13 protein-coding genes and 1 pseudogene are annotated in these 11,391 nt (G+C 62.6%); 11 read left to right on the forward strand and 3 right to left on the reverse strand.

Translation table 11 applies throughout. The features are described 5' to 3' along the window. The first annotated feature begins 322 nt into the window (after positions 1-322). From AUJ55_05540 to AUJ55_05590, 11 genes are all read left to right on the forward strand, one after another. Positions 323-967, forward strand: a complete 645-nt coding sequence (locus tag AUJ55_05540) for a hypothetical protein (GenBank protein ID OIO58094.1) — start codon at positions 323-325, stop codon at positions 965-967. Positions 968-1,194: 227 nt separating this feature from the next. Then, positions 1,195-2,358 (forward strand): hypothetical protein, encoded by a 1,164-nt coding sequence (locus AUJ55_05545; GenBank protein ID OIO58095.1) that lies wholly within the window; start codon positions 1,195-1,197, stop codon positions 2,356-2,358. 46 nt (positions 2,359-2,404) lie between these two features. Then, on the forward strand, positions 2,405-2,776 hold the full coding sequence (locus AUJ55_05550; protein ID OIO58106.1) for a glyoxalase: 372 nt from the start codon (positions 2,405-2,407) through the stop codon (positions 2,774-2,776). Positions 2,777-2,924: 148 nt separating this feature from the next. Continuing rightward, positions 2,925-3,596 (forward strand): hypothetical protein, encoded by a 672-nt coding sequence (locus tag AUJ55_05555; protein ID OIO58096.1) that lies wholly within the window; start codon positions 2,925-2,927, stop codon positions 3,594-3,596. 109 nt (positions 3,597-3,705) lie between these two features. Next, entirely contained in the window at positions 3,706-4,563 is an 858-nt protein-coding gene (locus AUJ55_05560; GenBank protein ID OIO58097.1) for a hypothetical protein, read from the forward strand. A 117-nt stretch (positions 4,564-4,680) separates the two neighbouring features. After that, a complete protein-coding gene (locus AUJ55_05565) occupies positions 4,681-5,337 on the forward strand; it encodes a hypothetical protein (GenBank protein OIO58098.1) in 657 nt (218 codons plus the stop codon). Next, positions 5,334-5,777, forward strand: a complete 444-nt coding sequence (locus AUJ55_05570; protein OIO58099.1) for a group 1 truncated hemoglobin — start codon at positions 5,334-5,336, stop codon at positions 5,775-5,777. Before AUJ55_05565 ends, AUJ55_05570 begins: the two co-directional genes overlap by 4 nt. After that, positions 5,774-6,418, forward strand: coding sequence for a methyltransferase (locus tag AUJ55_05575; protein OIO58100.1), 645 nt, complete (start codon positions 5,774-5,776; stop codon positions 6,416-6,418). The genes AUJ55_05570 and AUJ55_05575 overlap by 4 nt, the downstream gene beginning before the upstream one ends. Further along, entirely contained in the window at positions 6,415-6,687 is a 273-nt protein-coding gene (locus AUJ55_05580; protein OIO58101.1) for an endonuclease, read from the forward strand. The genes AUJ55_05575 and AUJ55_05580 overlap by 4 nt, the downstream gene beginning before the upstream one ends. 372 nt (positions 6,688-7,059) lie before the next feature. Next, entirely contained in the window at positions 7,060-7,587 is a 528-nt protein-coding gene (locus AUJ55_05585) for a hypothetical protein (GenBank protein OIO58102.1), read from the forward strand. Between the two features lie 67 nt (positions 7,588-7,654). Next, positions 7,655-8,173 carry a lipocalin gene (locus AUJ55_05590; protein ID OIO58103.1) on the forward strand — a complete coding sequence of 173 codons (519 nt, stop codon included), beginning with the start codon at positions 7,655-7,657 and terminating at the stop codon, positions 8,171-8,173. Positions 8,174-8,390: 217 nt separating this feature from the next. Here AUJ55_05590 and AUJ55_05595 read toward each other — a convergent pair whose 3' ends face one another. The 3 genes and pseudogenes from AUJ55_05595 to AUJ55_05605 form a co-directional block, all read right to left on the reverse strand. Continuing rightward, on the reverse strand, positions 8,391-10,286 hold the full coding sequence (locus AUJ55_05595; GenBank protein ID OIO58104.1) for a hypothetical protein: 1,896 nt from the start codon (positions 10,284-10,286) through the stop codon (positions 8,391-8,393). A gap of 22 nt (positions 10,287-10,308) precedes the next feature. Then, positions 10,309-11,100, reverse strand: coding sequence for a hypothetical protein (locus AUJ55_05600; GenBank protein OIO58105.1), 792 nt, complete (start codon positions 11,098-11,100; stop codon positions 10,309-10,311). A 40-nt stretch (positions 11,101-11,140) separates the two neighbouring features. Continuing rightward, positions 11,141-11,391, reverse strand: a pseudogene (locus AUJ55_05605) (transposase).

Below are 11,391 nucleotides of genomic sequence, written 5' to 3' on the forward strand. Positions count from 1 at the left end.
GTCCTACTCGGCAATTGCTCCTGCATTGCTCTACCTCCTGCATCCATGCAGTCGTGCGCCGGCGTCCTACTCGGCAATTGCTCCTGCATTGCTCTACCTCCTGCATCCATGCAGTCGTGCGCCGGCGGGTAATCGGTCCAAATTCCCCCGGTTTTTCGTCACATAGCCACCACTATGATCCTCAAAACCGGGGAGATTTGGCCTCGATTCCCCACTCGGCTCGCTACGGACGCTCAAGCCCGACAGACTCCTAGAGAGCGGTCGTTCGCGTGGCGTGGTGTCGTTGGACATCGTTGCGGCGTTTGCGCCAGGAGGGGCAGGGATGAACACACATCGATGCATCTGCACCTATCTGCATTGGTTCGGCTGCTGGGTGGCCCTGTGGCTGCTGACCGGTTGCGCCTCCACGCAGTCGATGGCGCTGGAGGACGAACAAGCCCAGGTCGAGGTGGGGGACGACGCCATCGTTTTGCTGCGCATGCACACCGTCAACGAACTCAAGCCGGGGTACCCACCGGCGGTATTGGCGATTCATGTCGTGGACGAGGCAACACAGGAGTCGGTGGCATTCAAACCCAGGGCAAGGCTGATCTCGCTGCATGACGGTTACGAATATCTGGTCAGCCTGCGTTTGCCCCCCGGCCGATACGAAATCAGCTCCATGACCGGCATGAGTTTCGGCTACCACATTCAGGCCCACTTCGAGGTGCCGTTGCATCGTCGGGTGACGGTGCCGGGGGGCAAAGTACTCTATTTGGGCCGGATCGAGGCCCGCAACGTCGCCCGAATCCGGGACGACCAGCCCCCCGCCGGACCTTTGCTGCCCCTGATCGACCAAGCGGTGACCGGTTACAGCGATGGAACCTTTCAGGTCGAAATCTTGAACCTCTTTAAAGAGGACATGCGGCTCTTTCAGCATGTGTTCCCCGCGTTGAATTCCCTCCCGGTGGAGTCGATGCCGCTTTAGGGAAACGCCGATTCAAGGCTCCTGCCTTGAATCGGCGCCTCCTTAGAAGATGCCCTTGTGTCTGCCCCACGAGCCTCCCGAAGCATTCGGGGGGCTTTTTTGTTCTACAGAGCTCGTCGGCCATGAGAAGGCGGGCGGGGCAGGGGGTGATGTTTACTTCGGGCGATGGCTGAGGCACGGTGTTGCCGTCCCCCCTGTGTTTTCGCCGCCTTCAAAACGAGAACGACATGCTGCATCCCCTGCTCGACATACGCACCCTGGCGCTGACCAACGTGCTGTTTGGGTTGCTCTTCGGGGTCGGCTTCATCCTTTACGCCCGAGAGCACAAGGAGTTCGGGGGGCTGCGTCTGTTTGGGGTGGCCAACTTTTGTGTCGCCGCCTCGACCCTGCTGATCGGCCTGCGCGGCCAAATCCCCGATGCGTTTTCTATTCTGGGCGGCAATTTGCTGATCGTCGTGGCCCTCATCGCCTATTACGAGGCGGTGATCCGCTTTCGCAACCGACCTACCCCCCCGGGGTGGTTCTGGGGGGTGGTGCTGACGGTTCATGCCGGGGTGGTCGGTTGGTTTTCAATGGCCACCCCCAGCCTCACGGGCCGGGTGGTTTGGGCCAGTCTTCTGCTGATGATCTTTGCCTTCGCGGTGGTGCGTGCCCTGATGCGCCACCAAGAAAAGGGGCTGGAGCGGGGTTACCTTTTCACCGCGATCCCCTTCATGTTGATGGGGCTGGTTGCCCTGTTTCGTTTGGTTCTCACCCTGACCACCCCGCAACCCGACGACCTGATGGCGATGGGCACCCCCCACGCTTTGACCTTCCTGAGCACCGAACTTGCGATGATCGGCTCGGCCTTCGGCTTTGTCTGGGTCGCCTCGACCCGGTTGAGGATCGAGCTTGAGACTCAGGCCCGCATCGATCCCCTGACCCAGGTGTTCAACCGGCTGGTGCTGGACGAGGTGTTGACCCGGGATCTGGCCTTTGCTCGACGTAGTGGCGAGCCCTTGGCGGTGCTGATGGCCGACATCGACCACTTCAAAGAGCTCAACGACCGCTTCGGACACCAAGCGGGGGATCGGGCTTTGAGGGGGGTGGCGCAGACCATCAAACAGCACCTGCGCCCCTACGACGTGGTGATCCGATACGGGGGGGAGGAATTTTTGATCGTGTTGCCCAACACCCAGGGGGAACAAGCGGTGGAGGTGGCCGAGAAGCTCAAAGAGGCGGTCGCCCAGCAGGTGCAGACAGCCGATGCGACCCCGATTCGGATCAGCATGGGGGTCACCACCTACGACCCCGCCAAAGACAGTTGGGACACCTTGATTGGCCGGGCCGATGCCGCCATGTATGGCGCCAAACACAAGGGGCGCGATTGCGTGGTCTGGTTGTCGGCGTAAATCCCTCCCCTGGTTCCATCACCCCCCATCTTCGGAGCGCCCCATGATTCTCGACCACGTCGGCTTCCCCGTGGCCAACCTCAAGCGCAGCCGCGACTTCTACACCAAGGCGCTTGCCCCCCTCGGGGTCGAGGTGGTCTTGGAGGGGGACAGATGGGTGCTGCTCGGGCGGGACGGCAAGGGGGAGCTGCTGCTTGGTTTGCAGGGCCATCCCCCCGGCTCGATCCACCTGGCCTTTAGAGCCCAAACCCGGGAGCAGGTACGCCAATTTTACCTGGCGGCTCTGGCCTCCGGGGGGCGGGAGGAGGGGGTGCCGGGGATGCGCAGCCAGCATTTATCCAACTACTACGGGGCCTTCGTGCTCGATCCCGACGGCCATCGCATCGAAGTGGTCTGCCATACCCCGTCGGAGTTGTGATCTTTGAACATGGGCAATGTTGGGTCCGGGTGACCGAGTTCCTTTCTCGGGAATTGAAAAAATCGTCTCCTACAACCGTCGCAGGCCGCAGGTGGCCACGATGAATCCCCCAGGGGATTCGGGGTAGTTTTGACGGGAGGATACGATCATGGACACCAGGTTAAGCGGACTTCGGCTGCGGTGGTTGGCGGCCCTTTTTTCTGGCGTGGTGTTGTCCGGTTGCGCTTCGGCGCCGATGGCTTTGGATTCCGAGCAGTCTGCGGTGCCGTTGGCTGACGAGTCGGTTGTGCTGCTGCGGCTTGATACCGCAAACGAGTTCAAGCCCGCCTATCAGCCCCGGGTGTTGGGGCTGCATGTGGTCGACCGCGATTCGGGGCAGGTGCTCGATTTCAATCTGGCCGATCAGCGCAAGGGCAACTTGGCGGGCGGTTTTGAGTACTGGGTCAGCATGCGGTTGCCCGCCGGTCGTTACGAGATCGCCACTGCGACCGGCATCAGCACCGGCTACAACATCATGGCCAACTTCGAGATTCCCCTGCACCAGCGCCTGGATGTACCCAAGGGCAAGGTGATCTACCTGGGTCGGTTCGAGGCGGTCAACGTCGCCCGCACGGTCGCCGACCAGATCCCCGCCGGCGGCAAGCTCCCCCTGATTCCCCAGACGGTGGCCGGTTATGCCGACGGCACCTTTGAGGTGAGCTTCTCCGAGCGTTTCAATACCGATATGAGCCTGTTCCAGGCACGGTATCCGGTGCTGGCCCAGGTGCAGGCGGTGGCTTGGAATCACGGCTGGGTGCAGGAGGCTGCGGTTGGGTTCTAAGGAAGCGCCGATTGAATCGGCGCTGTCCTAAACGATTGGGGCAAGCGATAGGGGGAACGGGGTGTCTCGGGTAGACTCCTCGTTCCCCTTTTTTTGTTGCGAGTGCCCCATGCCCCAGATCGGCCAATACGCCACCCTGAAGATCCGAAGCCGCCAAGGCGACACCCTGTTGCTCGACGGCGGCTCCCTGGGCGACATCCCCCTGAGCCTCATTCCCGGCGCCCCCCCCCTGCCCGAAGCGGGCGAGGTTCGGGTGTTTCTTTACCACGATTCCGAGGGGCGCCCGGCGGCGACCACCGCTACCCCCCGCGCCACAGTCGGCCAGTTCGCCCATCTCAAGGTGGTCTCGGTGACCCCCATCGGCGCCTTCCTCGATTGGGGATTGCCCAAGGATGTGCTGCTGCCCAACAAAGAGATGCCCCGCCCCGTTGAAGAGGGGCGCTCGGTGCTCGTGTTTCTCGATTTGGACGAGCGCGACGGCCGGATCAAGGCCAGCGCCCGGATCGACCGTTTTCTCGACCACACCCCCCCCAACTACCGCAAGGGGGACGAGGTGGCGTTGCTGGTAGCGGGCAAAAGCGACTTGGGTCAGAAGGCGATCGTCGACCATCTGCACTGGGGGGTGATCCACCATGGCGACATCTACCGCCCCCTGAAATACGGCCAGTCGCTCAAGGGGTACATCAAGCGGGCGCGGGACGACGGCAAACTCGACATCGCCCTGCAACCCCCCGGCTACGGCAAGGTCGAGGAGCTGGCCCAAGAGGTTCTCAAACGGTTGGCGAGCGCGGGGGGATACCTGCCGCTGAGCGACAAGAGCGATCCCGAGGCGATCCATGCCGCCCTCGGGGTGAGCAAAAAGAGCTTCAAGATGGCGATTGGCGATCTGTTCAAACGGCGGCTGATCGCGATCGAAGAGGGGGGCATCCGCAGGGTGAACACTCAGGCGGGGGAGGGGCAACGGTGACGAGGATCCCGGCGCGGGGTCTTCCCCCCGGTCATGGTGTCGGGGTTCACGTGCGCCGCGATGAGACGCCCGAGGCTGTTCCGACCGCGCCCCTTTCTTTCCATTGAGACGGTTCCAATGAAATTTTCTTTCCAGCAAAGCCACCCGGTAAAAACCTTCTTCAAACGTCTGATCCTGGCCCTGCTTGCGGTGGTGCTGATCCTTGGCGCCATTTGGGGGGTGCGGCTGCTGGGGTTTCAGAATTTCGGGGTGGTGCATCAGGGCGAGTTCTATCGCAGCTCACAAATGAACGGCGAGCAGCTGCAAGAGACCATTGCCGAATACGGCATCAAGACGGTACTCAACCTGCGCGGCCCCAACCCCAACCAGGCGTGGTACCCCGAAGAGCTGGCGGCCAGCCAGGCGGCGGGGGCCGAGCATGTGGACGTGTTGCTCAGTGCCACCCACTTCCCCCGGCCCGACGAGATGCTCAAGTTGCTGGGCGTTCTCGACCATGCCCCGCGTCCAATCTTGGTCCACTGCGTGTCGGGGGCCGACCGCACCGGGCTTGCGGTGTCGCTCTACCGGCTGACCCAGCGCCACGAGCCTTTAGAACAGGCCAAGGAGGGGCTGACCTTTTGGTTTGGTCACCTCTGGTTTGCCCAGGCCTGGCCGATGGGCCGCTTTTTAGAGATGTACGACCAAGCGGGCCGCCCCCCCATCGTTCCCTGGGTCGATGGTCCCTATCGCATGTGGTACGCCCAGGCGCTGACCCAGGGTGAGATCGACGAGTGAGCGGCGAACCGACCCTGTATGACCGTCTCGGCGGTATGGCGACCTTGGAGCGGGTCCACAAGATCTTCTACGACCACCTCTACCTCCACCCCTGGCTGGGCAAGTTTTTCGAGGGGCACGACCAGCGCGCCATCGAGCAGCGGCAAAGCCAGTTTATGGCGATCAAGTTCGGGGCGCTGGATGTCGCCTACTACGGCAAACAGCCCCGCATGGCCCACCGCGCCCTCTACATCACCCCCGAGCAATTCGAGCTGCGCCAGCAGATTTTGCGGCAATCGCTTCAGGAAGCGGGGGTCGACGAGGATCTGATCGAACCGTGGCTGGCCATCGATGCCTCCTTCTTCGCCCAGATCGTCAAACCCTCCATCGAGTCTTTCTACCAGACCCACTGGCGGTTCGAGCGGCGGGTCATCGTCCCCAAGCCTGAAGAACTGCGGTGATTTGCCCGTTGTGCGGCGGTGTTGGGGCTACCCCCTTCCACCGCGACCCCAACCGCGACTACCTGCGCTGCGCCACCTGTCTGTTGGTCTTCGTCCCCCCCGAACAGCGTCCGAGCCCCGAGCGGGAGCGGGCCGAGTACGACCTGCACGACAACCGACTGGACGACCCCGCCTACCGCCGTTTTCTGAGCCGGGTGTTCACCCCCATGCAGCAGCGCCTGCCCCCCGGCAGCCTCGGGCTCGACTTCGGTTGCGGCCCCGCCCCGGCGTTGGTGGCCATGTTCGAAGAGGGGGGGCATACGATGGCTCGCTTCGATGCTTTTTACTTCCCCGGTCTTGCCCCCTTAAGCAGCACCTATGATTTCATCACCGCCACCGAGGTGATTGAGCATCTGCACCATCCCGGTGCTGAGCTGGAGCGGCTGTGGTCGTTGCTGCGCCCCGGTGGCTGCCTGGGGCTGATGACCCAGCCGGTGTTGGATCGGGCGCGGTTCAAAAGCTGGCGCTACATCCAGGATGTCACCCACGTCTGTTTTTTTTCGCAGGCGACCTTTGCCTGGTTGGGGATGCGTTGGGGGGTGGTGCCCGAGTTTGTTGGGCGCGACGTGGTGCTGTTTTCAAAACCTGGGGGGGCGGCATGAGGTGGCAGGTTTACATCATTCGCGCCAGCGACGGTGCCCTCTACACCGGCATCACCACCGACATCCAGCGCCGCCTTGAGGAGCACCGCACGGGCAAGGGGGCCAAGTTCTTCCGGGGGCGAAGCCCCGAGGCGGTGGTGTATTTGGAGTCGGGGCACAACCGAGGCTCGGCTCTGCGCCGGGAGGCGTCGATTAAAAAGCTGGATCGACAGGCCAAGCTCGATTTGTTGGAGGAGGCGGGGAACGAGATGAGAGGGGCGATTTTGTAGGATCGCCGCCCTTTGGGCTCATCCTGAGCTTGTCGAAGGAGGCGATCTGAGGAGGCAACCCGCCACCTCGACCCCATTCCACCGCAAGATTGGACGACTGCCCAAACCGTGCCTTCCTGCGCCCCCCGCGGCTTCGCTTCGGCGACAGAGGTCACCTCCCACAGGCTTTGGTTGGCGGTCGGGGTTTTTGTAGGGCGGTCCCCGACCGCGACCTGAAGAGGCAACCCCGCCACCCCAACCTCCATTCGAACCTCATAGCCTCCTCCCAAAGTACCCCCCCGGTGGCCACGCCCTTGTTCAATCGGGCAGGGGGAGGCAACCTCCCTGCTTGGATGCTCCGGTTCACCCTCCCCTCAAACCCCGAGGCCCACCATGCGCCGCTTCCTCCCTGTGTTGTTCCTGCTGCTGCTCCCTTTTCAGGCCCAGGCTCTGAGCTTTGACCTCACCTTCAGCGCCGACGAAATCCGCGACAAGGTGGGCCAGGCCATGCCCTTGGTGCGCGATTACAAGGGGGTAGGAGTCAGTTTGGCGCAGCCCAGCGTGACGCTGGATGGGCAAACCCAAGAGATCGCGGTCGGGGCGGTGGGGACGGCGCTGGTGTCGGGGATGCCGTTGGGCAGTTTCACCGCCGCCGTGGCGGGTAAGCTGCGCTTCGATGCCGAACAGGGGGCCTTTTACCTCGATCAACCCCGGCTCGCCGAATTCCACTCCCCCGGTTTAAGCCCCCTGTACGAAAAGACGGTCAAGGTGGTGGCTGGGGCGCTACTCACCGACTGGTTGACCAAACACCCCATCTACACCCTGAAAGAGGACTCCCTCAAAGAAAAACTGCTCAAGGCGACCCTGGAGGAGGTGGTCGTCGAGGATGGGCAGTTGCGGGTGCGGCTGAAGTTGATGTGAGGGAACGAGCGGTGGCGGCGGCGCTCAGCCTTGGGTATCGATCCCCCCAAGCCGAAGGAGAGCCCCCATGCGCCCGCTGTTCGCCCTGCTGACCCTGCTGCTGACCTCCTGCGCCTCGATCCCCTCCGGCGTAACCCCCGTTTCCGATTTCAACCTGGAGCGCTACCTCGGCACCTGGCACGAGATTGCCCGGCTCGACCACTCCTTCGAACGGGGGCTGACCGGGGTGACCGCCACCTATTCGCTGCGCGACGACGGCGGGGTGCGGGTGCTCAATCGGGGGTTCGATCCAGAAAAGGGGCAGTGGCGGCAAGCCGAGGGGAAAGCCTACTTTCTAGGCGACCCCGCCACCGCCAGCCTGAAGGTCTCGTTCTTCGGCCCCTTCTACGGTGGCTACCACATCCTCGATCTCGATCCCGATTACCAAGTGGCGCTGGTGGCGGGCAACGACCGGGATTACCTGTGGATTCTGGCCCGACAACCCGAGATCGACGCAGCGACCCGCGATGCCCTTCTGAAGAAAGCCAAGGACTTGGGGTTTGCGACCGAGGCTTTGATTTGGGTCGAGCCGGGACCGGCTCAATAAACGGCGAACAGCAGCAACCCACCCACGCCCAGGGCGAGCAACACCATGATGGCCACCCTGTTGTCGCGCCACCACAGCCCCCGCATGAACGAGGTGGGGACCTGAACGGCGCTGGGCAGCAGCGGCAGCATATGGCGGGCGATCTCGATGTCGGGGTAGATCGACAGCGGGGTGCGCTTGGGGGTGGCAAAGCCAGTAGCCCAACAGTGAATTGGCCCTAAACAAAAGTCACGACCAGCCCAAGAACGACGAGCCACAGCCAGAATCCCCACACCAAGGCAGGGTGTTTTCGCAACCACCGTTTGCCGATGTCGCGGGTCGATTCCGGTTTTGCCCGGTGGAGCAAGGGCAACACCAATCGTTCGATGTCTCTGCGGGGATAGAGCGAAAGCGGGGTCGTCGAGCCCTGCACCACCAGGAAGGTCCGGTTGCTGATCGCCTGTTCGATGGGAGCGGAGACGATGCTGCCGTTTTGGTTTAACCACATCCGGTCGTCGTACATGCCGAGTTGATGGAAACGTAGATTCTCCAATCCAATGGATGCGACCAGAAAGGGGATCGATAACACCATCCAAGTCCAGGTGGCTTCGTGACTCAAAGGATGGCCCATCTCCTTGAACCAAAATGGCAACCAAGGCAAGAGGTTGGTCAGCGCTATCACCACCCCTAGGATTATGACTAAGCGGTTGGAGGGGGCGATCCATTGGACGGCTGGATCGGCGAGGGGTGCAGGAAGGCGGGCTTGGGCCTGCGCCTTCAGGTGCTGTTCGACCCGCCAATCCAAGAAGTGGGCATGACGAGGCAGCAGCAGGACGGCGAGGTACACCAGGACTGCGATCCCCGCCAGGAATCCCCAGGCCCCCACCGTTCCCTTGAACCCCCACGATATGGCTGCCAGCAGCCCCAAGAAGAGGCTCAACCCAAAGAAGATTTGGGCTCCGAGATGCCATGCCGCGACGACGGTTTGCCGTGGGCTCGGCGCTTCCGGTTTCGCGATCTCCGCCGTCGCCCCATCCCCCTTTTTCCGCTGTTGCCGCCATGCCGCCACCCCCAAACCGCCGAACATCAGCATCAACCCCCACAGGGCGACGTCGGCCACGGTTTTGTACTGCCCCTGCCGGGCCTGTTGCGGGGCCAGGCGGGCGGTCAGTTCAGGCCATGCCAGATCGTCCAGGGGATATCCGTCGAGGCTGAAACGGAGCACCCGGCGCAAACCGATGTCGGCCACAATCACCCGATCCCGCCATGCCGTCAGATCGAGCGCCATGCTCCCCTCGGGCAGGGGGACATCGGCAATCGCCTTGCCGCTGTCGTCCACCCGGATCAAACCGCCCCCCAATGGATCGTCCCGTTCGTTGATGACCCACCACGTTGATCCGACTCGGGCCAGGGCGTGGGGGTACAACCGTTCATGGTCGAGCCCCAAGAGCGGTGTTTTTTCAAGGGTTCGCCCAAAGAAATCGAAGCCGGGATCGACGCTCAGAATCGCCGCATCGAAGTAGGGGAGGATCAGCAGTCGCCCGTCGTCCCAGACAACCTGCTGGACGTAACTCCACTCGTCCCGCTCGGTGATCCGCATCCCATCGCGATCCCTCTTGGTCAGCGCCCCTCCGCCAGGGTCGGCGATGTAGAGCGCCTCGGTTTCGGGGTCGATGGCCAGTGCCACGGGGCGACGCAGGTTGGGGGCGACGGGGCGACAGATGTGGGTATCCAGAACGCAGCGGACCAACGGCCCCATCTCCCCATCCATCGGCCCGGTGGAGCGGTCGAAGGTGCGCAAAACATCATGGAATGAGCGGGGGGCGATCCCCTGCTGAATCAACAAGTCGCCGTTGGGGTAGAAGGCGACATCCCCCAGCACGAAGGGGGCGCCGAAGTCGCTCAGGTCGTAGGTCGCCCGCACCCCGGCTTCGTCCCCCACAAACAACGTGTGCCCCACCACCACCGCCAGATTTCCCGAAGGGGTGACCGTGACATGGGTCGGCGCGTCCAGGGCGATGGCCTCCACCGTGACCCAGTAGCGCAACCCGAACAGGGCCAGTGCCAGGGCGAGGATGAGCAGCGACAGATAAGGTGGGAGGTGGTGGGGATGGACTGTCCGTTGACGCGTCATGCTCGATCCCTTTCGGTGGCAGTTACAGCCAAGGCAAGTACGTCAGCAACCCCTCGAACGCCCCCTGTTCGCTGGCGACCCAAAGCCAGAACACCAGGGCCATCAACGGGACGATGGCGAGCATGACAAACATCTCAACGAAATACCGTTGCCACCACAGTTCGCCGATGTGCCTTGTGGTGACGGTCCGGGCTCGGTCGAGCAGGGGGCGGAGGTGATGGTCTACTGCGTCTGCGGGGTAGAGGGAAAGCGGGGTCATCGCGGTGCCGACGACCAGGGTTCGACCATCGCTGCGCACCTGTTCGATGGGGGCCCGGGTGGTTTTTTCGTCCTGGTACAGCAACACGGTATCCCCGGAAATCCCCAGCAGGTGGCGATGTTGGTCGCCGCCAAACATGCGCAGTAGCCCCCAATACCAGAGGCAGAGGATGAATCCCTTCCAGCCGTAGCTCCCGATGGTCCACAAGCCGAAAAGGTAAATCCCGGAATAGGCCAACCCATGCCCCATGGCGTGCAGCAAACGGCGGTTCGGATCGGGGGCAATCCAGATCGGGTCGGCAGGGATGTCTTGAAAGACGTTCGGCGGCGTGGGAGGGCTTTCGTGGCGGTCGTTCCAAAAAAACATGGCCAGCATGCCCATGAGCATCACAACCCCAGCCGGAATGCCCGCCGGTTCGATGGCCATGCCGTAGAGGGTCAGAATCAGCAGAACAAAAGAGGTATCGCCAGGGATCCACCCAGGCTGAAACCAGCTTCTGAAGTTGCCGGGGTAGGGCGACGCCATGGGGTGGCGTTGCTCCGGCTCTTTTTGCATTTGGTAACTATTCAGCCCCTCCCATCCCCCCGGTTTTTCCCTACGGGTTTTCTTTCATAAAGAGGGGTTGGTTACCTTCGAAGAGGAGGGTCAGGGCTGGGGTGGGACCGATGCCGTGTTTGCGGCAGGTCGACAGGTAGCTGCGGATGCGGCAGAAGATATCGGCGCCCTCTTTGGAGCGGAAGCATCCTGAGATTTTCTGGTGCAGCTTGACCATACGGATGTCGTTTTCACCCTGGTTGTTGGTGAAGGGAACCAGCGGATTGTCGATGAACCGTAGGACGTCGTCCT

This window comes from Proteobacteria bacterium CG1_02_64_396, assembly GCA_001872725.1.
Taxonomy (GTDB): Bacteria; Pseudomonadota; MNWR01; order CG1-02-64-396; family CG1-02-64-396; genus CG1-02-64-396.